The 22485-nt window shown below is 46.5% G+C and carries 17 protein-coding genes and 1 pseudogene; 7 read left to right on the forward strand and 11 right to left on the reverse strand.

Annotation, left to right across the window (positions count from 1 at the left end; translation table 11 throughout):
* Window positions 1-83: 83 nt before the first annotated feature.
* The 4 genes from QUB12_RS07005 to ebsA all read right to left on the reverse strand — a co-directional run bounded on the left by QUB12_RS07005 (window position 84) and on the right by ebsA (window position 4160).
* The gene (locus tag QUB12_RS07005) at window positions 84-500 is read right to left on the reverse strand and encodes an MAPEG family protein (protein WP_333055489.1); all 417 of its coding nucleotides are present in this window, start codon (window positions 498-500) and stop codon (window positions 84-86) included.
* Between the two features lie 15 nt (window positions 501-515).
* Window positions 516-1019, reverse strand: a complete 504-nt coding sequence (locus QUB12_RS07010) for a DNA recombination-mediator protein A (protein WP_333258007.1) — start codon at window positions 1017-1019, stop codon at window positions 516-518.
* 278 nt (window positions 1020-1297) lie between these two features.
* Window positions 1298-2395, reverse strand: a complete 1098-nt coding sequence (locus QUB12_RS07015) for a phosphotransacetylase family protein (protein ID WP_333306145.1) — start codon at window positions 2393-2395, stop codon at window positions 1298-1300.
* Between the two features lie 1390 nt (window positions 2396-3785).
* Window positions 3786-4160, reverse strand: coding sequence for a type IV pilus biogenesis protein EbsA (gene ebsA, locus QUB12_RS07020; protein ID WP_333140917.1), 375 nt, complete (start codon window positions 4158-4160; stop codon window positions 3786-3788).
* A 246-nt stretch (window positions 4161-4406) separates the two neighbouring features.
* On the opposite strand from ebsA, the gene QUB12_RS07025 reads away from it, so the two are divergent.
* From QUB12_RS07025 to QUB12_RS07040, 4 genes are all read left to right on the forward strand, one after another.
* Window positions 4407-5924, forward strand: a complete 1518-nt coding sequence (locus QUB12_RS07025; RefSeq protein WP_333306147.1) for a glycosyltransferase family 2 protein — start codon at window positions 4407-4409, stop codon at window positions 5922-5924.
* A 338-nt stretch (window positions 5925-6262) separates the two neighbouring features.
* Window positions 6263-7492, forward strand: a complete 1230-nt coding sequence (locus tag QUB12_RS07030; protein ID WP_333306149.1) for an ATP-grasp domain-containing protein — start codon at window positions 6263-6265, stop codon at window positions 7490-7492.
* A 285-nt stretch (window positions 7493-7777) separates the two neighbouring features.
* Window positions 7778-9049, forward strand: a complete 1272-nt coding sequence (gene iscB, locus QUB12_RS07035; protein ID WP_333140911.1) for an RNA-guided endonuclease IscB — start codon at window positions 7778-7780, stop codon at window positions 9047-9049.
* Between the two features lie 72 nt (window positions 9050-9121).
* A complete protein-coding gene (locus tag QUB12_RS07040; RefSeq protein ID WP_333140909.1) occupies window positions 9122-10018 on the forward strand; it encodes a CoA-binding protein in 897 nt (298 codons plus the stop codon).
* A gap of 280 nt (window positions 10019-10298) precedes the next feature.
* Here the strand turns inward: QUB12_RS07040 and QUB12_RS07045 are convergent, their stop codons facing one another.
* Together QUB12_RS07045 and QUB12_RS07050 are read right to left on the reverse strand one after the other, a co-directional pair.
* Entirely contained in the window at window positions 10299-11000 is a 702-nt protein-coding gene (locus QUB12_RS07045) for an alpha/beta hydrolase (RefSeq protein ID WP_333140907.1), read from the reverse strand.
* A 357-nt stretch (window positions 11001-11357) separates the two neighbouring features.
* Entirely contained in the window at window positions 11358-11483 is a 126-nt protein-coding gene (locus QUB12_RS07050; protein WP_333140905.1) for a hypothetical protein, read from the reverse strand.
* A gap of 111 nt (window positions 11484-11594) precedes the next feature.
* Between QUB12_RS07050 and hpsL the strand changes: the two genes are divergently transcribed.
* Window positions 11595-13259 (forward strand): hormogonium polysaccharide biosynthesis protein HpsL, encoded by a 1665-nt coding sequence (gene hpsL / locus QUB12_RS07055; RefSeq protein ID WP_333140903.1) that lies wholly within the window; start codon window positions 11595-11597, stop codon window positions 13257-13259.
* Between the two features lie 313 nt (window positions 13260-13572).
* Here the strand turns inward: hpsL and QUB12_RS07060 are convergent.
* From QUB12_RS07060 to QUB12_RS07075, 4 genes and pseudogenes are all read right to left on the reverse strand, one after another.
* Window positions 13573-15233 (reverse strand): annotated as a pseudogene (locus QUB12_RS07060) (IS1182 family transposase).
* A gap of 259 nt (window positions 15234-15492) precedes the next feature.
* Window positions 15493-16866 carry a DPP IV N-terminal domain-containing protein gene (locus QUB12_RS07065; protein WP_333140901.1) on the reverse strand — a complete coding sequence of 458 codons (1374 nt, stop codon included), beginning with the start codon at window positions 16864-16866 and terminating at the stop codon, window positions 15493-15495.
* A 68-nt stretch (window positions 16867-16934) separates the two neighbouring features.
* Window positions 16935-17381, reverse strand: coding sequence for a hypothetical protein (locus QUB12_RS07070; RefSeq protein WP_333140899.1), 447 nt, complete (start codon window positions 17379-17381; stop codon window positions 16935-16937).
* Window positions 17378-18250: a ParA family protein gene (locus tag QUB12_RS07075; RefSeq protein ID WP_172192852.1), complete on the reverse strand. Its 873-nt coding sequence runs from the start codon at window positions 18248-18250 to the stop codon at window positions 17378-17380. The genes QUB12_RS07070 and QUB12_RS07075 overlap by 4 nt, the downstream gene beginning before the upstream one ends.
* Before the next feature lie 152 nt (window positions 18251-18402).
* On the opposite strand from QUB12_RS07075, the gene QUB12_RS07080 reads away from it, so the two are divergent.
* A complete protein-coding gene (locus QUB12_RS07080; protein ID WP_333140896.1) occupies window positions 18403-19590 on the forward strand; it encodes an AAA family ATPase in 1188 nt (395 codons plus the stop codon).
* Entirely contained in the window at window positions 19590-20336 is a 747-nt protein-coding gene (locus QUB12_RS07085) for a DUF4276 family protein (RefSeq protein WP_333140894.1), read from the forward strand. The genes QUB12_RS07080 and QUB12_RS07085 overlap by 1 nt, the downstream gene beginning before the upstream one ends.
* Window positions 20337-20454: 118 nt before the next feature.
* Here the strand turns inward: QUB12_RS07085 and typA are convergent, their stop codons facing one another.
* Window positions 20455-22245: a translational GTPase TypA gene (gene typA / locus QUB12_RS07090; protein ID WP_333140892.1), complete on the reverse strand. Its 1791-nt coding sequence runs from the start codon at window positions 22243-22245 to the stop codon at window positions 20455-20457.
* Between the last annotated feature and the right edge of the window lie 240 nt (window positions 22246-22485).

The raw sequence follows: 22485 nt of genomic DNA on the forward strand, positions 1-22485 counted from the left end.
GCAAAACAGGGCATTGGGGATTAACAACTAACCAATAACCAATAACCAATAACCAATAACCAATAACCAATGACTACTGAAAATTAGCCGTTAACAGCCATTAAACTGAAATAGAATAAAGAAACAGTGCAAGAAGAACTAATCGCAAACATGAGCGATCGCCCCAGCGGCACATTCAGAATATAGAAAACCGAAAACAACAACCGGGCGATCGTAAAAGCGATCGCAGCCCAACCCGCCGGTTCCGAATCTACCCCCGTCACAAAAGCCATCAAAGCCGCCGCTGAAAACAGCATAAACGTCTCAAACGAATTTTGGTGAGCCCAAGTTGCCCGCTGAGCGTAAGCAGGCAACCTCTCAAACATAGCGCGGGGGGCTGCTTGGTCGTAGCCTAGCTGCAAGCGGGCGAACGCAACCACCAAAAACGGTGCGTACACCAGCGCAGCAGCAGCAGCAATACAATCAAGCAGAATAACCGACACAGGTAATCCCAACAGCATCATCCGCCTCGCAGTTCAATCAAAATAGAACAGAGTAACCACCTTGCGCTGTTCCTCCGCATCCTGGCAAGTTTTCAGCAAAGTGTGGCTTTCGTGAAAAGCAAAACATATCAGTTGCTGGCAGCGAGAAATAATCTCCTGATTGCACATGGCGCTTGCTTCCGGGAGAGACAAGCTATCATTTTTGGGATTTTCTACCAAATGTATCACTTGTTCGAGTTGCTCGCGAGACTCCCGAGGCTGGCGACTCATGCTTTGTGGCAAAATCACCGTCAGCAGATTAGGATCTGCTCGCATTGCCCCCCGAATTGCTGCTGAATTGGTGCCTGTAGCGCCAGAAGTGATGAGCTGATTGCCTCCCAGAACTATGGCGTAGCTCAGCATCTCAATTAGCTGCTGGTGGGTAATAGGAACGTGGCGAGAACCCAAAAGAGCAAGCCGCTTGGAGCTGGTTTGCTGGATCGCCGCTAGTTCTTGTAAAAAATCATCTACTCTGGGTAGCTCAATTGATTGACTCAAAGAATTTATTAAATTAAATAAAACTACGTTGTGGATTTTAGCAGACTCACTAGCCATTGCCGCCAAAAAGAAGTTAAGAATTGCTGATTTACGGGATCAGACTAGAGGATCGGGAGATTTGAGTTCGCCTGAAGGCAGAATGTCTGAAGGCATTCGGCAGCCGGAGCTCAAGGTAGAATTCAAGAAAAATTGAGAATTTAAGAATTTTGGCTTTTTATTTATTTAAACAAAAAGTTCTCTCTGCCGAATACCTTCTTCCCTCAGCTCCGGCTCTCTTCTTAATGGACTCGATCGCTCAGGCCCAAGGATGCCATCATGCCATCAAGGTCAAAATGTTCTGCCATTAGCTGAGTAACGCATTCCACCTTGATCGGTTCGTGCAGGCGCACGCTGCCAAAGGTGCTGTCGATAATTTCTACCGTGGTTAAGGTATCCAAATCAACAGACAAAACCGGAATTTCCATTTCTTCTGCCCTGCCAATCACTAGGGGAGAAGGAGGCAAGTGGCCTGTCAAAATTAAGCACTGAGTCGAGCTCTCCAGAGCCGCTAGCTGAATGTCCGTGCGATCGCCCCCCGTCACCACCGCCATATTTCTCGCTTTGCGGAAATACTTCATAGCCGAACTAACATTCATCGCGCCAATTGTCAAGGTTTCCACCATCAAGTCCAAACGGTCTCGACGGCAGAGCACATCAGCTTTCAATTGGTGCACCAATTCTTTGACGCTGACACTTCGCAGCAAAGCACTTCTCGGCAGCATTCCCAAAACTGGAATACCCGCAGCCTCCAGAAAAGGCCGCACAGTCGCCGTTACGGATTCGAGTTTGTCCGAGGGAACGTCATTGAGTACCACGCCCAGCAACCGCGAACCCAAACGCTGTTTAGCCGACAGCAAATCGTCTACATACAGATCGATCGGGCGGGCTACCAACAGCACAGAGGCATCAATTGCCTCAGCGATTTGAGCCAAAGACAAGTCAAACAGACTGCCTTCCTCCAAATTAGCTGGGCCTTCTAACAGCGCCAAGTCTCCGCTGGGAGCTTGCAAATATTGCGCTAAAGACTGGCGGTAATCTGTCTTGTCTTCTCCCCGCAAACGCTTGTGAACCGTCTCTTCATCCAAATAAAGCAGTGTTGACGGCATCTGACTTTCTGAGAGATTCAGCGTCTCTACCGCGAACCGCACGTCTTCGTCCTCTATCCCAGCTCCTGGCGAGCTGAAACAGGTTCCCAGAGGTTTGCCGTAGGCGACGGCCAGTCCTTTTTCCCGGAGTCCGAGTGCCATCCCTAGGGCGATGGCAGACTTGCCACTGTAAGCTTTTGTGGAACCGATCAGCAAATATTTAGTCAATTTTGGTACGCCTTCAATCCTCAATTTGCACCTGTCTATTTCAATAAATTTAGTTTTTTCTACAGTCTTTCTGAACTGATCCTCAAATTGGCAATACTATTATACTCGATTTTGTCGCTTTTGGGCACAGTGTTTTTTTGCGAAAATTTTTTATTCACCTGTTCGCAACCCTTTTCTTCCCATTCTTTTTACTTGATTTTGGGAAAGCAGTTTTTAAATTCTTTGTTTTACAAGCAGTTTTTGATAAGTATTTATCGCCCATAATTCCTTTAAAAACCGATTTTAATTGTAATATTTTTATGCCTTCTGATTGCGTACCTTAGATATTAACATCGAATTTTATCGAGTAAAAATAACACGGTAAAAATGGTTCACCTTACCTTAATAGCGTACTTAGAAGGTTGAAGATAGTTTTTTTAGTGGCTAAATAGAGGATTGTATAGGAAGAGAAAACGGTGCTTGCATAGGCAGTTTTGCATATAATTGAAAATCGATATAGCGGTTCTCAATAAAATGAGGTACACACCGATCGCAACTGATGCCCTATGCCCTATGCCCTATGCCCGCGAGAGCACCTCATGTTACTGAGAAAGGCTATATGTATTATTAGTTATTAATTATTAGTTATTAATTATTAGTGCGATCGCCCGCGTTAAAACTGAGCGGTGGCACTGCGAGCAATAAGCTGCTTAGAATCGGGCTTCTAGCTTCTCAATACATAAATTGTCGGGCGGCGTTGGCGGCAATTTCGGCAGCCCCAAGGCTGATTGCGATGCTAGGCAGATCGCAGTTCAAGGGCTGTAGATTGATTTTCCTTGGGCGGATCTACAGCGCTTTCCTCTCAGCTACCGAGTCGCAAAAGTTGAACGAAATCGGGCGCCGCGATTCGCCTCACGGCGATAGCTTCGCTCGCGCGTACTCGCACAGCACCAATGTCCGAAACAGGCTTTTGGGCTTGTCCCACAACAAATACAGCAGTTTTCAATTGGATGAAATACAGGTAGGGACTCAGGCTTTGTCTGAATCCCTACGCGAAATCTGTATCACGCTCAACTGAAAACTGCTGTAGATTTACTTTAGCAATGGGGATAAGTGCTGATCCCCAAAGATTATTGAGAATGATCCAACAACTCCCTTACTATTTCCACTTCTCAAATAGGACTGGCGCACCAATCATGTAATGTTGCCGTCGTGGCGTTACACTATTGGTGCGCCAGTTATAGCGCCCGTCAATCGATTTTAGATTTTAGATTTTAGATTAAAGAATTGAAGAAAGCAACCCCACTGATAAATCCGGGGGCTGGCGATCGGGAGCGAGGAGCTTTTTTCTAGATCCACGAATCAATCCGGGGGCCCCGGATTAAATTGCTTGATTGTCAATTGCCGACTTTCGGGAGTGTGGCTGCGGTGAAAGTTATTCATCCATTCGCATCAGCTTGCGGTAAAATGTTTTAGAAAAATCGACGGTACGAGTTCGCTGAAAAGTCAGGAGAACCTCAATTAAGCAACTAACAAACTCAGAGCTTTGCATAGTCACTTCGTAGCTGAGTTCAGCATTGCCGTCAAACAACACCCGACAGCGGGTTAAGTCGATCGGCAGCGACGAGATATTCCAACTAGCGACAAACGGCACGCTGTCCCCGCCGTCAATTTTTCTTGCTCCCTCCAAGCTTTTGAGCTTGTAGAGGGCAATAGCGTGCGGTAAAAACTTGCGCCTGGGCTCTTGACAGAAAGGCGCGTAGACTTTCACTTCTTTGTCATCGGCTGGCTTGAGTTGAGGAATAGACATATTTCCACCTCAGACAATTATTACTAACAGATAGTTTAGATCCCCTGAAAAAACTAGCAGATATTCCAGGTCGATCGCAAGCAAAAGTCAACCCAAATACTCTATGCAGTACCCGTTTACCAGGGCCGTACAAGCACCGAACCCGCTGGTTGTCCTCCCGTCCGCTTTCGACAAAAGCCCAGAAACTGATACAGTAGATGCTTATATCTAAAATCAAAAACTATTGGTGGTTGAATCAAGTAACCTATGCAGGAGAGTTCTTGGCCAGAAAACGACGCTCGCAGCGAGCTTAACTTAGACATCTCTGATTTAGCTCAAGAAGAGCTCAAGAGTTTGACCTCGCACTCGAAGCTCAGCAAAGTATTTGCTATACCAGACATTGGCGACAAGGTGTTTGACGCGGAAACAAAAGCAGAGCTCCCGGTTGCGGTGTCTGTGCCGGGAACTCCCTCTTTTCCTCAAAATCTGTACCGGGGACGGCGCGGAAAAGCCGCCGCAGTGCTGACTGCGATTTGGGCCGGCACGATCGCCCTGCACTTGATTTCTTGGGGTGCGTGGGTAGTGTGGGGGTTGACGGGATTGCTGTGGATGCAAGCATTTCGAGTTTTGTTTGCCGAACCCAAGCCCGCACTGCCACCTCTTGCCGATGAAAGTCGAGAGGATTGGCCTTACGTGTCGCTGCTGGTGGCAGCGAAAAATGAGGAAGCGGTGATTGCCAGATTCGTAGAATCCATCTGCAATGTAGATTATCCGATCGACCGCTACGAAGTTTGGGCGATCGACGATCACAGCAGCGACGGCACACCGCTAGTATTGGAACAGCTAACCAAAAAGTACCCCCAGCTCAAAGTATTTCGCAGGGGAGCAAATGCCAGCGGCGGCAAGTCGGGAGCCCTGAATCAAGTGTTGCCGCTGACTCGCGGGGAATTTGTCGGAATATTTGACGCCGACGCGACGGTAACGCCGGATTTGCTGCGCCGGGTGCTGCCAGTGTTCCAAGGAGAAAAGGTAGGCGCTGTGCAAGTCAGAAAAGCCATCGCCAATGCTTCGGTAAATTTTTGGACTCGTGGCCAAGAAGCAGAAATGGCTCTCGACAGTTTTTTCCAGCAGCAGCGGATTGCGATCGGCGGCATTGGAGAATTGCGCGGTAACGGCCAATTCATGCGCCGCACTGCCTTGGAAAGCTGCGGAGGCTGGAACGAGGAGACGATTACCGACGACCTGGATTTGACGGTGAGGCTGCACCTAAACCGATGGGACATTGAATTTCTCTCTTTCCCAGCCGTGTCAGAAGAAGGAGTCACTAACGCTCGCGCCCTGTGGCATCAGCGCAATCGCTGGGCAGAAGGTGGCTATCAGCGTTATCTTGACTACTGGCGGCTAATTTGGCGGAACCGCATGGGAACTGGGAAAACTTGGGATTTATTTGGATTTTGGGTATCTCAATATTTCTTACCCACAGTAGCCCTACCCGACTTTGTGATGTCAATTGCGCTGCGCCGGATGCCGATCGCCAGTCCCATAACTTTTATGACCCTTACCTTGTCGGTGGTGGGAATGTTTGTCGGTTTGCGCCGCACTCGCAAAGAGACCAAATTGGACGTAAGGCGAGTTTTTCTCACCTTGCTGCAAACGCTGCGGGGTACTGTGTATATGTTCCACTGGCTGCTGGTAGGGACTGTGACGGCTCGGATTGCGGTACGGCCCAAGCGGCTCAAATGGGTCAAAACCGTCCATCAAGGCGCTGTTAATAGCATCAAGTAAACAATTCGCAGAAATATCTCGGCACAGTATGGCCGAACGTCCGAAGATTTTCTGAGACAAAAAAAACACCAACGCTCGCCAAATATCTCCCCGCCAGAGCCTAAGAGTAAAATTTGGCAATTCCGAGAAAAAAACACTTTGAAACAGCTTAGGTAATAGGTAATCGGCGAGCGGTAATAGCGAATAAGTAATCGGCCATACAAAAGTCTAAAATTAAAAGATAAAAGCGAGAATTTTTAACTTTTAACTTGACAAAAAACCAATTACTATCTATTAATTATGAATTGCCAATTAGGACGAATTGCTTGTTGCCAACTACCCGTCACCCGTAATTGATAATGGATTTGTTAGAGTACCAAGCTAAATCTTTATTTCGCCAGATGGCAATTCCGATTTTGCCGTCGCAGCGCATTGACAATCCCGCCGACCTCAAAGGACTGAAAATTCCTTACCCCGTTGTACTCAAATCGCAAGTGCGGGCTGGGGGACGGGGCCGGGCGGGCGGTATCAAGTTTGTGGAAAATACGATCGATGCAGTAGCAGCCGCTCAAACAATTTTTAATTTGCCGATCGAGGATGAATATCCCCAAGTCCTGCTGGCAGAAGCAAAGTACAACGCCGACCAAGAATTGTACTTAGCGGTACTCCTAGACCCCGTAGCACGCCGCCCGGTGCTTCTGGGTTCGAGCCAAGGAGGTATGGATGTCGAAGGGTCGATCGAGCAAATGCAGCAAGTTGCCGTAGATCAAGAATTTTCCCCATTCTACGCGAGGCGTCTCGCGCTGAAAATGGGATTGCAGGGAGACTTGATTCAATCGGTGAGCACCATTGTCGAAAAAATGTACCGGCTGTTTGTCGAAAAAGATTTAGATCTAGTAGAAATCAATCCTCTCGGCATCAGTCCAAGGGGAGAGGTAATGGCTTTAGACGGTAAAGTCACCGCCAACGACGATGCCTTGGGACGACATCCAGATTTGGCCGCACTCTCGGAGAAGAAGCTCTTGGGCGGGTTGGCACGGGAAAGAAGAAGTCCCCATGCTGGGGGCGATCGCTCCCATTCCCAGTCCAAGGTTCAGCAGTCGCCGGAGTTTGACCCCAAATCTAAATCTTCAATCTCGAATTCCGAATCCGTGCAATTAATCGAACTAGACGGGAATATCGCGATTTTGTGCAACGGAGTGGGCCTGACAATGGCAACTCTAGATGCTGTAACCCACCAAGGAGGAAAGCCAGCTAATTTTGTGAATATTGGTTCCCTAGACCGCTACTATGCAGCAAATGCCCTGCGCGATCGCGCGGAGTTGGGTCTGGAGTTAGTCGCTCAGGATAAAAGCGTTAAGGTGATACTTGTAAATATTTTGGGCAGCGCCTCCAAGACCGAGGAAATAATCGCTGCAGTAGCCGGCTATTTGGAACGGAAAGCTCGCGCTAACCGCCACATCCAAGTTGTGCTGCGGCTGGTAGAGATCGATGCTGATGCTGTTAAAAAGCGTTTGGGACAGTTGCCGGTGCAGCTAGCTAGCACTTTGGATGAGGCCGCGGCCGCTTCTGTATCCTCCGCCAAGTAGCGGCAGTCGATCGGCAAAAAACGAGATTTCTGTACAGGTCAATCACCCGGCGCTGCTCGGAGTACCGAGACAGCGCGGGCACAGAAAGAGCCTAGTTGACCAGTCTAAGTGGTTCGCCCACTACGTTTAAGGTAAGCGTTCAAGTACCTACCGGAGGATGCGTGCTAGTCTTCCGCTCTAGAACTTAAAAGTTAAACAGGTGTAAGGGTTAAGCCAGTGCTTTTAAGATAGTTACCGACCTTAAACATTGACGAAGCAAACATTACCCCGTAAGGGAGGACTTAAATGTCTAATTTGGTTTTTGTACTTGATACCAAAAAACGACCGCTCAATCCAATCCGCCCCGGATTGGCACGTAAATTGCTAACTAATGGCAAAGCTGCTGTCTTCAAAAGGTATCCATTCACGCTAATTTTGAAAGTAGAGGTAACAGTACCGCAAAAACCAATCACTCTCAAAATAGATCCTGGCTCTCGAACTACTGGAATTGCGTTAATACAAGGAGAAAACGTAATCTTTGGTGCAGAGCTAACACAGCGAGGACAAGCTATTAAAGCCAGTCTGGAGTCTCGCCGTTCATTGCGTAGAGTCAGGAGAAATCGCCATACCCGCTATCGTCGGGCTAGATTCTCAAACAGGACTCGCCCTAAAGGTTGGTTAGCACCAAGTTTGCAACATCGTGTCGAAACAACACTGACATGGGTGACTAGATTGATGAAACTCGCCCCCATTGCTTCTATTGCTCAAGAGCTTGTCAGATTTGACTTACAGCAATTAGAAAACCCAGAGATTTCTGGAATCGAGTACCAACAAGGCGTTTTGCATGGCTATGAGATCCGCGAGTATTTGTTGAACAAATGGGAGAGAAAATGCGCTTACTGTGGTGAAATAAATATACCATTACAAGTCGAGCACATTCATCCCAAAGCCAAAGGCGGAGCTAATGGCATTTCTAATCTTTGCCTTGCTTGCGATGCTTGCAACAAAAAGAAAGGTACTCAAGATGTTGAGCAATTATTGTCTAAAAAGCCAGAGATTTTGAAGCGGATTCTATCTCAAGCAAAACGTCCGTTAAAAGACGCAGCAGCCGTTAACTCAACTCGTTGGACATTATTTAATCGACTCCGTACAACTGGCTTGCCTGTTTCTACAGGTAGTGGTGGCTTAACGAAGTTCAACCGCATTCAATTAAATTTACCTAAAACTCATTGGCTAGATGCAGCTTGTATCGGAAAGGTTGAGTCATTGAATATTTTAACAAGCAAGCCACTATCGATCAAAGCAACTGGTCACGGGACACGTCAAAGGTGCCGCACTGGTAAATTCGGCTTTCCATCTCGCTATGTTCCCCGGTTTAAGTTTGTTAAAGGTTTTCAAACGGGAGATATTGTCAAAGCGATTGTAACCTCTGGCAAGAAAATTGGTACATACGTTGGACGTGTTGCCGTAAGAACCAGTGGCTCATTCAATATTTCCGCCTCAGAATTAGTGTCAGGGATTAGCCACAAATATTGTTCAGTTATTCACAGAAAAGATGGTTATTCGTATGCAGCATAAACCTGGCCCCCCTTTTCCTCTCGCCGGTGACCTGGGTACAGGTACAGCGGGAGTCTCCAAGGGGGAAGAAAGATGAATTTAACTCCTGAAAGCAAAGTCCTAATACAGGGCATTACAGAATCTCCCGCGTCCACCCGCGCCGCCCTGATGATGAAAGCATACGGCACGAATGTAGTCGCCGGTGTCAGTCCCGGTCGGGGGGGGCAGGAAGTGGAGGGAATTCCGATTTTTGATTTGGTAGAACAAGCAGTGGCGGCAGTGGGTCACGTTGACACTGCGGTAATTTTGGTAGACGCTTACTCGGTGCTGGATGCGGCTCTAGAAGCGATCGCCGGAGGAATTCGGCAAATCGCGATCGTCACTGGGGGAGTGCCTCCTCTGGATATGGTGCGCTTAGTCAGAAAAGCAGAAGCCACCGAAACTTTGGTAATCGGGCCCAACAGTCCGGGGATTATTGTGCCCGACAAACTGCTGCTGGGAACTCACCCCAAGGAATTTTACACTCCCGGCCCGGTGGGAGTAATCAGCCGCAGCAGCACTTTGACTTACGAAGTTGCCCTAGAACTGACGGAGGCTGGGTTGGGACAGTCGATGGCGGTTTGTATTGGCTGCGACGCGATTGTCGGTTCTTCTTTTATGCAGTGGCTGCAAATTTTGGACGAAGACGACAGTACGGAAGCGATGGTTTTGGTCGGGGAAGTTGGCGGGTGGAGTGAACAAGCTGCTGCTTCTTACATCGCCTCGGCGATCGACAAACCCGTGGTTGCTTATCTGGCCGGCCGCTACGCTCCCAAGGGGCCGTCTTTGGGCCACGCCGGCATCCTGATCAGTTCTCGCGCGGCTGCCCAGAAAGCCTTTGGAGTTTCGGCCCCAAACAAAATGGCTGCCTTTGAAGAGGCGGACATACCTGTGGCGGCTCGACCTTCAGAGATTCCTAAGTTACTCAAAAAATTGCTCAAGAAAAATTGATTGCTTTGGAGTTTCCACAAAAGTCCTAACCCTCTTGAGGGTTGGGATAGGGGTAGGGCGGGGGCGGGTTTGCTCTCATATCATTTCCGGTTACACTCATACATGATGTTGACGGTTGACTGTTGACGCCGTGAACAGTCAACCGTCAACAGTGAACAGTCAACAGTGAACAGTGAACTCGGATTTACTATTCCGAGGCTAACCGATTTGATCTCAAAAGTGTCTGCAGAATGCCACAAAAGCCGCTTCAACCCGCCTTTAGGACATTTTTATGATTTTTTTACCAAAGCCCTCTGACAGGCGTCACCGGCTGCGGTGCGGGTGCTGGCAAGGGGGCGGCGCGGCGCGGCGCTGGAGGCGGAGTTGTTGGCTGCACGCTGCGGCGAGGTTCGATCGGACTTTCGGTGGGAGTTGTTTCAGTTGTGCGAGTTGTCGATCGCGTCACATCTTCAAGCAGGCTTCGCAGAGTTCCGGCTATACTCTGAACTTTCCCAACAGTGGTGCGAAGGCTGGCAACATCTACGTAAACCTCGTTAAGAGGATACTTTTTCAGGATTTCCAGCAGCGATACCTTACCGTCGTCCCCGGCAGCCAGGATCACCGCTGCCCGCAAAGCTTTCCCGCTTTCTGTGCGGCGCTGAGTCCGAATTGCTTGACCGATGTCGTCAGTGATTTTTTCTCCGGGAGTGCTGTAAACTACCCTCGCCAGATTAGCAGGCTTTAAACCAATTTCTAAACCCATGAACCCCCGCAGCATTTGCGCGTCCATTTTGGAGAACCGGATAATTTGTTGGAGGGTTGGCGTCGTCGTGCCGTTTTTAGCAAAGTCTTCTAAGTCGCTGATATTGATGCCTTGTCTGATCGGGCCAAATGTGAGGACAACTTTTTCGGCCCCTAATGCTCTACTGCTGCTAGATAATATGCTCCCGCTTGCTCCTAAAAGTAGGGCAATGCCGATCGATACAAATTTTGTTAATTTCATATTCACCGCTAGATTAAAATTATTTTTTCGAGATTTGTACATTTTTGTACATTATAGATGCAGCAGTTATATTCTACAATGTCGCCCGTGTAATTTGTGCCCGCGTCACACCCACCATCTCGACCGAGACTTTTTTTCGTTCTTGACTTTAAAAATAAGTTACCACATCTGCAGAAATCTGTTCGCTTCTATTCCTTCTGCCTTCTACCTTCTACATCTGCAGCCTTCTATATCACAGTGTCTTCCGCCTTCTACATAAGTGCCTTATAAAAATTCTAGGAACCGCCCTGACGGGGAGGACTTTCTTAATTGCACAAACATAAGGGTTCGATTGCTTCTTCTTTCTCTCTTAGACAACTAAATCCCTCTTCCTTCTTCCGACTTCCTTCTTCCGACTTCCTTCTTCCTTCTTCCTTCTTCCGACTTCCTTCTTCCGACTTCCTTCTTCCGACTTCCTTCTTCCGACTTCCATCGGACTGACATCCGTTACATCCGTTACATCCGTTACATAATCCGTTGCCGAACTTCCTTCTTCCTTCTTCCCTCTTCCTTCTTCCCTCTTCCCTCTTCCTTCTTCCCTCTTGCTTCTGCTATATGTTGAAAACCAAGCGCAAATCCAAGAAATCCAAACACAATCACAGCGAAAAAACCACAGCGCTCAGCAAAAAAGAAGTAACTGCACAAAAACGCAAAATTTCCCAAAAGCGCAATGAATTGGTGCAGGCGATCGCCATAAGCTGCTTAGTCAGCGTTGCTCTCAGCATTCCCCTGTTGTTCGTAGCCCGCCCTAAGATTGCTATTGCAGGAGGCGCCGCCGCAGCCATCTTGCTGCTTTCCTACAAATACCCCCGTCAAGCTTTGTGGACTTTTCTAATTTACCTGCCTTTCAGCGGTACAATTACCTACGCAGTTGGCGGCGGGAATGCTGCATTTCAAGTAGCCAAAGATGCTTTCTACATACCAGCCCTCATCGGCCTAATTCAAAGCTGCAAAAAGAAACAGTTGCCCATGTTCATTCCCAAACAAATGCTTTCTACCTTCAGCATCCTGTTGATGATGGCAATGCTGACTTTAATTTTTGTCAACGGGGAGATGCAGCTCAACCCTAGGGCGGGCGACAAACCAATTCTGCAAGGAATTCTCGGATTAAAAGTATTGATAGGTTACATACCGCTGATTGCTTGTACCTATTATCTGCTCCGCACTAAGAAGGATTTGGTATTTTTTAGTCGAATGCACATCGTTTTGGCGATCGTTTGCTGCCTTCTCGGTTTGATTCAGTACCTGTTGCTGCAAAGTGGAAAGTGTGCCGGAACCCGAGGAATGACCGGAGCAGAATTATATAAAGCAACGCTGCAAGCTAGATGTTTTGTCGGCGGTTCTTTGGTGTTCAGTCCAGAAGTCAAGATGGTCCGCTTGCCGGGAACTTTTGTCGCGCCTTGGCAGTGGGCCTGGTTTTTAATTTCTAATGCTTTTTTAACCTTTGCCTCTGCCTTTTGCGATCCTTCATTCTGGTGGCGAGTTATCGGTTTATTGGGCATGGCATTAGTATTTGCCAATGCAGTTATTTCCGGTCAAAGAGCTGCTTTAGTTATGGTTCCCCTTGCTACAGCAATCCTGCTAGTTCTCACCGGTCAATTAGTTAATTTAAAACGATTTATTCCCATCGGTGCAGGACTGGCGATTCTGCTGTTTGTCGGTGCAGCTATTAACCCGGGAATTGTCGAGCAGCGGTGGGAGAGTTTTCTTAGTCGCTGGAATGCTGCACCGCCCCAGCAGTTTCTCTTTAATCAGTTCGAGCAAAGCCACAATTTTATCATTGACAAACCTCTCGGTAAAGGTGTGGGACGAGCGACTAATTCAACGCGAATATTTGGTACCACGCAGCTAATTGAAACTTTCCAACCTAAGTTAATCTACGAACTCGGTTATCCGGGAATGATTAGTTTTCAGATCATGCTTTTACACTTAGCTTTTCTAACTTTTAGAGCTTACCGATCAGTCAAGGACAAAAGTTTGCGGAGTTACGGAGCTAGTTTTTGGGTGTTTGTTGCATTTATTACGATCAATACTCAATACTATCCGCTGGATGTAGATCCAGTGTCCGTGTATTATTGGGTTTTAGCTGGGGCGATTTTAAAGTTGCCCAAAATTGATAAACAGGTGCAGGATGAAAAACATCAGGAAGTTGAGTCAAATGAATTGCAAGTTCACCAGGCATTAAATGAGAAAAAAATTATTGCATCTTCCCCAATTTGAGAAGAGTTTTGAGTGTTGAGTTTGGTGGATTCTTTCTTGTTCAGTAACCTGCTTTCGCTCCGGGGTAATGCCAATATAGCCCAATACGCTTGGGCCCGTGGAAAATTGTAGCGAAAATGTTGGGCGGAGTGAAACGGAGGGTTCGTTCCACTCCGCCCAACCTACGCACGATCGGTTTTTTTAACACTAACCCAAGCGTATTGCAATATAGCAATCCTCGCATCAGTTGTAAAAATATGTAGCGGTAGTGCTAAGAGACTGTTGGCGAATTAAAAAAGGGTGAAACCAAACATCCCATAATCATGGAAAAAAACTATGATGAGGCAGAGGGAAAAAGAGCAGAAAAACGAGAGACACGGGTCAAGCCAATCGGAATGTGGCGCCAAAATGCCCACATTCTTGACAGATTCATGGCAGCAGCAGTCATAATATGTTGTAGACGAGTTTTGGCAAGACCCATGTAACGAGCGTTACGCAAACCAAAAACACGAATTCCTTGAGACAGAGAGCTTTCAACACCAGCCCGTAGGGCATAACGCTGTTTAAACTCCTGGGTATGTTGTCTAGCCCTAGCTTTGGCTAGAGCTTCGTAAAGAGGTTGAGGTTTGAGAGTCAGAACACGAGCCTGTGCCGGCGAATGAGTACATTGAGAGCGAACAGGACAACCAGCACAATCGGGGCGACGAAAGCGCACTTGAATGACCGGATTGCCATAGTTATCCGAGCGTTGATGCCAGGATTTGCTGATGTGGCCTTGGGGACAAGTAGCATGGCGATGCTCCCAATCAACGGTAAAACAAGAAAGCTCAAAGCCCAGCTTAGCTTTTTCTTGCCAACTAGAGTCAGAGGGTACAGGGCCAAGGAGTTCAATACCTAATTGTGTCTCGCTGGTGAGCAAGTGTTGAGCATCAACATAAGCAGTATCGACAATATGTTCTTGTGGTAACAGGTGTTTATCAGCTAAAGCTTGATGAATCACATGAGTCATTTCGACATCTCCGATGGTTGCGGGTGTCGTTTCAACATTGGTAATTAAATGAGGCAAATCTCGATCGCAAGTTTCTGTAAGATGTACTGTATAACCTGTCCAATTAGTATCTCTTTTTGTCCGATTGCGAGCTTCGGTATCATAGGGGGAAGTAATTAACTGCTTGTGGGGCGGTAAATTATCAGCTTCTCGCCAATAAACTTTGCCTCCCGACCACCCATATTGCTGTATCCAGACACAGCGTAAAATTTCTACCGCTTAGAGACAAAGCGCAACCATTCAGGACTCAAGGGATCATATAAAGCTGACAACAAGTGATGACCATCACAGCCAATAGTCAATACCAAGCTTTGTTTTTCAGTTTCAGATTGCGGCAAGCGATATTGCTCAAATCTCGTGCCATAACGCTCAGACCAATCCTGATTGACTACTGTTAATAACCATTCATCGGCAACAGTTGCTAACTGATTTAAAGCATGACGTAAAGTTTCTCCAACGCATTCGAGGCGGTTCATTTTACGGATGGCTCCGATGACATGGGTGGAGTCAGTTCTGGCTTTACCCCTGGCTTTGAGCCATCCCCTATCTTGAAAATGTGCTAGCATTTTATCAAGTAATTGACTTTCACGTCCCGCAGCAATTAACCGACTTCTCCATTCACTTAAAACTGAATAATTAAAACCGCTATCAGTAATTTCTAATCCCAGAGCATACTTCCAGTCAATACGACTTCTGACCGCTTCTGCTGCTTGTCGGTCAGTCAATCCCTCGGCAAATTGCATGACACTGATTAATGCTAATTGTCCAGGTGATAACGCACTTTGACCGCAGTCGGCTCGAAACAAGGTTACAAAGTCACTATCACAGTACAACACTCCGAGTTCATCGCGCATTTTCATATATGGGTTTCCTTTGGGAAATGAGGTTCGTGCTATAGAAGCGGTCATTTCTGGAATCGATGACCAGTCGCGGAGGTGAAGAGTCATAATAAATGATTTAATATGGTGTCTCATTACACCATCATTCTGGCTATTCAGGACGGCAAGGTGTGAGGGGTCAAACCCCTTAGACATTCGCCAACAGTCTCTGCTAAGAGTGCCTACCCCAGTCAAGGCGGGGCAACCGGGCGTGGGTTTTGCCCCTACAAGAATTACACAAATCATTTAGGATTGCTATATAGCCCGCCCTTCTGGGTTTATCTGTGCTAAAACCCACCCCTACAGCATATTGTGGCTCTTAACTTTACTACGGTTGCCAAACCGGATTGCTAGCATTCAAATCCTTGTCGTTTGTCAATTTAGTCAAGGCCGAACCGTCCCGATTAATTACATACAAGTTGCTTTGGTCTCCTTGGATTTCGTTAAATATAAAAGCGATTTGCTGGCTGTCTGTAGACCAAGCTAATTCTGAAATTCCCGACGGTTTTAGCCGAGGAGCGAGTTGATTTAGCTGGTTCCCGTCAGCCTTGATTGTGTAGAGTTTTTGATTGTTGAACTCTCCGGTGACGAAAGCAATAAAATTGCCATCCGGCGACCACGAAAATTCGTCGTAGTTTCTGGGTTTTTGGGTGAGATTCTTTGCTGTGCCCCGGTTAATGTCGAGCAGGTAAATATCTTGCTGTTCGCCTGATGAATCGCCGGGTTTATTGTAATAGTAAGCAATGCGGCTGCTGTCGGGCGACCAAAATAGTTTGACGTTGTAAACCTCATTTTGCGGGTTGTTTGTCAAATTTTTGATGTGGGTCCCATCGGCATTAATTGTGTAAATTTGCTGTTTCGGATAAGCGCCGAACAGGAAAGCAATTTTTGTGCGATCGGGCGACCAAACAAGTTCACTTCCGCCGGATACATATTCGCCGGCAATTTTAGTTAGTTTGGTCATTTCCGAACCGTCGGCATTCATTTTGTAGATATTTTTATCCTTGACAAATACTACCTGCTGGCCGTCCGGTGAAAGGTAAAATTCCGATGAAATTTCTGTTTTAGGTGGCTCTCCTCCTACTTCCCAATTCCGAACTAATTTACTTCCTTTAATGCCAGAAGTGTCGCTTATATAAAGTGACTCACTGCCGGGAGTATCAGAGGTAAAACCGTTGCAAGAACGGGCAAAAACAAGTTTCTGGCTGTTGGAAAACCAAGCTATTTCAAAATGAGCTGCTTTGCAACCAGCCTCAGCAAACTGTTTAGTTAGTCGAGAACCGTCAGCATTGACTGTATAGATGTCGCTGTATCCGCCAACGAAAGCCAGTCGCTGGCCGTTGGGCGACCACACTAGGGGAGCGATAACATCTATATTAGGTGTAAGTTCGCGGCGAGCCCAACTGGTAGCATTGACCGCAAATAAAGGGGATCTGTTCTCGCTGCCACGCATCTGGAGGGCGGTAAACGCTAGTATCCTTGGTTTTTGGGCTGCGGTTGGGGGAGGGCTGTGAAGGCTCAAAAACAAGCTGATTAAGAGTGTTAGTGAAAATATGCCGATCGCACTTATCGGCCATAATTTATTGAAGCTGAAAAGTTGCAGAATTTGCCACAAGCTTTTCAGGGGCGGCCAAGATGCCCAACCCCTACTCCCCACACTCAACTGAAAATCTTGTGGAACAAGCTTTTGTGGAACGGGCATCTTGCCTGTTCCATATCCCAGGGGGAAATGCAAGTTAAAACGCATTTTATCGATTCCTCTGCTAATTTTCAAAGTGTTTGTCTGTCGATATGCCGCGACAGCCTCAAACTCTGTTTAATTCTGCCAATAATTAGCTCGAACATTTTTTTGCGAGACGGATTCTTGCTGCTGGGCGGCATCCCTAACTCGCAACACATCAAGTTCAAGTCAGTTGCACTCATTGCCAACAACTTTTGCCTCACCTCTTCTTCATTACCATTCTTAGCTTGTAAACGCAGTTCTTCATAAACTTCTAGAACATTGGCAGCCGATAAATTAGCAGGTTTATTAACATCAGCACCCGTGGGAATATCCGAAGTTTTTGAGCCAGCAGAAATCACTCCCCGCTTGACTTGAGTCTCAAGCCGGGTTAATTTTCGAGCAACGTCCCGCAAGATTTCCTTAAGTTCGCCAATTTCCTCAACCAACCCCCCGCTTTCTTGTTGGGAAGCCGCCAAAATTTCTTTTTTACTCATTTCAGATACTCCTCACACTCGCGCCATAGTTTTTCAAATTCTCTAACTAATTCTCGCGGCAGTTCTCCCTCATTTATCGCCCGTTTTAGCCCGACGCTTTCGCGAATCGTCGATTCTAAAAATCTAACTTCTATGTTATTATCTTTTGATATCTCATCGCAAAGTCTCTTTACTTCTCTCATGTAAAACTGAACTTCATTTGTCAGCAATCCTCCATAGGTTTTAGCTTTATTCATAAAGACTGCTATCTTGGGAAACGGATAAGGCTCAATCCGTTTCTGAAGCGAGTTTAAAACTAAACTCAATCCCCTAGAACCAAAATAATCGGGATTGACGGGAATTAATATTAAGTCGCAGCAAGAGAGTACGCTGTAGGTGAGGAGACTGAAGGAAGGCGAACAGTCAAAAAGCATCAAGTCGTATTTGGGGAGATTGGCAGAGTTGGCGATTTTGCCGATGAATCTGCGGATGAAGTCTTTAACACTTTTCCCCTCAAATCCATCGATATCCAACCAATACAATTCTTCAACTGAAGGGACAAAATGCAACTGTTCGTCAATCTGATAAATGGTGTCGAAACCAACGGGAAATTTAAAATTCTGTCCGGCTTTTTTAAAGACTTCTAGAGCGTCGTAAATTGTAAGTCTATGCTTGAGAGATTGTTCGTACCACTTACCAAACTTATCATCTAAATGACCTGTATTTTCGTTAAGTCCGATCGCCTCTGTGAGCGACATTTGCGGATCTAAGTCTAACATCAAGACTTCTAAGTCGGTTCCTTGGGATATAATATTTCCCAGACTCCAAGTGACGGTAGTCTTCCCGACACCGCCTTTGAAGTTGATTACGGCTATTGATTTAGGACTCATGGCTGACTTTGTTTGGATTTTGCTCAAATATAAATTAAAACATATTGTGGCGGTTAGTCGATCGCGCGATCGGGCATGAGAATCCCGATGTGTCGATTGACATAAAAAGCAGACTATGATATAGAAAACTATCATAAAATAAATAGCACCTTATGTCAAATCAACTAACTCATTTGCAAATCAAAAATTTTCGCTCACTAGCAGATGTAAACATTCAAATCAACCCTCTCAACATTATCTTCGGCCCTAATGGAGCTGGAAAAACTACATTACTCGATACCATCTGGTTTGTGCGAGACTGTGCCATCAGGGGTGTTGATTTAGCTTCTTCTGAGAGAGATCATGGGATTGGTCTGCTGTGGGATGGAGCCGATGAGGGGGAAAATATATCAATCAAAATTGTAACCCCATCGGGTGAATACGAAGTTTCATTTGGTTATTCTTCAGGTAGAATCGAACCTTTTGCGGGAGAAAAGCTTTTTTCCAATCATGATAATAAATTGATTGTTCGCATTATAGGCAGTGACAAAGCTCAGGTTTATCGTACAGACCTGCAAGAATTAGAATTCATTACACTTAGAGAACCAGAGAAATTAGCCCTAACCCGATATATAGCATTTGAGAATAGCGAACCCGCTGCCTCTAACATAGACAACTTATTGCGCGTTGTTCGCAACTATAACTCCCGGTCAGCTTCTTTGTTCAAGATAAAGCGATTTGGTTCAGAATCTGATTCTGGAGAGCGATTACAAGACAGGTGCGAAAATTTATGGTCAGTTTTGCGGAATTTACATGATAAGCGAGTCATTGATGAACGCTACGATACAATCATCAGTTTTATGCAAGAGAGCTTTCCAGCTTTTGATAATCTGTTTTTTGAACAAACAGGTCGATACACAGTCTATGGCAACTTCTTAGAAAAAGGACGGCGCAAACCAATTAGATCATCAGGAGTATCTGACGGTCATCTCCAGATGCTGATTAATCTCACAGCTTTGTTCTCTGAAGGACAGAATCGTTATTCACTAATTTTATTTGATGAGCCTGAAATCTCGCTTCATCCTTGGGCTTTAGCTGTTTTTGCTAAAGCTGTAAAACTCGCTACTGAAAAATGGAATAAGCAGGTTTTTATTGCGACTCATTCACCTGTATTAATTAGTCAATTTGAACCAGAAAATATTTTGACTGCGGAACTTGACAAGGAAGGAAAAACCGTCCTCAAAAGGATCAGTGAGATAGAAGGTATTCAAGATTTACTAGAAGAATATGCTACTGGATCGCTATATATGGCTGAGATGATTGCGCCTCAAAGTAAATCTGCATTAGAGGTAGCAAGTTAATGAAGAGTCACGATACTACGAGTGACCAGCACTGTTATTTTTTCAAGTTTGGATTGCTGGTAACAGGAAAAACGGAAGAGGAACACATTCCCAAGTTATTTAGAACTCTGATGGAATTGGGTATTTGCTATTTTGAAGTTATTCGCAAGGTTGAGCAGCTAGGCGTAAGAACTTCAGAGAAAAACCTTGAGATGGTTGGAAGTGGTAAAAAGATTCCTAATAATGATGTTGTAAGAATTGGATTCCCAGCGAGAGATTACTTAAAAGATCCATGTACTTATGTCCTGCTATTGGATGACCTAGAACACAATCGAACCGATCAAGCACAACAAATTTTTGAGAGATACCGAAATGCACTTGATCCTATTTTGCGCGACAAAAAACACCGTGCTTCAGTTCACTTTTTAGTGAATATGCTAGAGGCATACTACTTCGCTGATGCTGCTACCGTCAATGCAGTGTTAGGAACCAGCTTAAACGATTACGAGGGAGATGTGGAAACGATTCGCCATCCCAAAGGTGAACTAAAACAGATATATTCGGGATTTAATGAAAAGGAACACGGCGGCCGAATTCTCGATAGACTTGATCTTGAAAAGGTTTTATCTAATCCGAATACTTGTGCTTCTCTGAGAACCTTATTTGCATGGTGTTTAAAGGCTTTGGGGCAAATAGCTACCGATAAATATCAGCTTTCAAGTGGAGAATTAAGTAAAATAACCAAAGCACAATTGGATAATATTTAATTTTTTAAGTTCTGGCAGGTTTTTACGGCAGATAAAATTTAAGGTGCACATTGTGCACCCTACAAGCTTTTTTAGCGTTTCACCAGTAAGGTGCACATTGTGCACCCTACAAGTTGTTTTAGCGTTTTACCAACTTCTTAGAAACCTTCCGCAAGCGAATGGATTTCGGTGTTACTTCAACCAATTCATCCTGCCCGATGTACTCCAAAGCGCGTTCCAAACTCATATCGACTGGTGCTTGCAATTGCGCCAATTCTTCACCGCCAGATGCGCGGTGGTTTGTCAACTGCTTCGACTTGCAAATATTCAGCTCCATGTCTTCATCTCGGTTGTTTTCTCCGATAATCATCCCTCTGTAAACCTTGGTTCCGGGGGTAATGAAAAACACGCCGCGGTCTTCAGCATTTTTCAGTGAATAAGTAGTTGCAACTCCTTCTTCAAAGGAAATCAATACTCCGTTGCGACGGGCGACAATTTCTCCACCCAGGGGGCGATAGTCGAGGAAGCTGTGGTTCATAATTCCAGCGCCGCGAGTCAACCGCATGAACTCGCCTCGGAATCCAATCAAACCGCGAGCGGGGACTGAAAATTCGATTTGGGTGCGACCGGTGCTGCTGACGTGCATATCTTGCATTTCTGCTTTCCGCTGACCGAGGCGTTCGATGCAGCCGCCGACTGCTTCTTCGGGTACGTCTAACACCAAACATTCAAAAGGTTCGCAGGGACGACCGCCGACTTCGCGGAAGATTACTTGCGGTTGGGATACTTGAAATTCGTATCCTTCGCGACGCATATTTTCGATCAGGATTCCGAGGTGGAGTTCGCCACGGCCGGATACGAGGAATTTGTCGGGAGAGTCGGTTTCTTCGACGCGCAAGGCGACGTTGGTTTGGAGTTCTCGCATCAGCCGATCGCGAATTTGCCGCGATGTTACCAAACTACCTTCTTGACCGCAGAACGGCGAATCGTTCACGGAGAAAGTCATCTGCAAAGTCGGTTCGTCTACTTTGATTAAAGGCAGCGCTTGCGGGTCGTTCGGACAAGTAATTGTCTCGCCAATATACGCATCAGCAAAACCGGCAACGGCGACAAGATTACCAGCAGTAGATTCTGGGATATCTATCCGCTTCAGGCCTTCAAAGCCCATCAATTTGGTAATTTTTGATTTGACAAGCGCGCCGCTTTCTGTGATCAAGACTGCTTGTTGACCAACTCTAATTGTGCCATTGTGGATGCGACCGATGACGATGCGACCGACGTATTCTGAGTAATCTAAGGTGGTTACTTGCAGTTGCAGCGGCTTGTTGGGGTCGCCTACGGGGGGTGGTACGTGGTCGAGGATTTCTTCAAAGAGGGGCTTCATATCTACCCCTTCGTCTTCGAGGTGTTTTTTGGCGTAACCGCTTAAGCCGGAACCGAAGAGATAGGGAAATTCGCACTGATCGTCGTCAGCACCTAGTTCGAGGAACAGATCCAAAACTTTATCGACGGCTTTGTGGGGGTCTGCTCGATCGCGATCGATCTTATTCACAAAGACGATCGGGCGCAGTCCTTTTTCTAGGGCTTTTTTGAGCACGAACCGCGTTTGCGGCATCGGGCCTTCGTTGGCGTCTACGATCAGCAGACAGCCGTCAACCATGCCGAGAACTCGTTCGACTTCTCCGCCGAAGTCCGCGTGTCCGGGGGTATCGACGATGTTGATCAGGGTTTCTCCGTACCTGACGGCGGTGTTTTTGGAAAGGATGGTAATGCCACGTTCGCGCTCGATGTCGTTGGAGTCCATGACGCAATCTGGGATTTCTTCCCCTTCGCGGAAGATCCCGGACTGTCTGAGGAGAGCGTCCACAAGGGTGGTTTTGCCGTGATCGACGTGAGCAATGATGGCGACGTTGCGAATGGGAAGACTCATAATGCGTCTGGAACGTTAAACGGATCTAACTAAAGATTTCTTAATAATTGTAGCGCATGGAGTCAAGGGCCGATCGGGCGGGGCTGTAAGATTGGAGTGCGATCGTCGCTAGAATCAAGATTATGGAAGCGCAACCGAAAGAAATTGAGCGTTACACTACCCCTGACGGCAGAGTTCCTTTCGATCGGCGATCTTGAGTTGGCCCTGGTGAAGAAGGTTGGATACGGGGCGATCGCCGAT

Source organism: Microcoleus sp. B7-D4 (genome assembly GCF_036705125.1).
Classification (GTDB): domain Bacteria; phylum Cyanobacteriota; class Cyanobacteriia; order Cyanobacteriales; family Microcoleaceae; genus Microcoleus.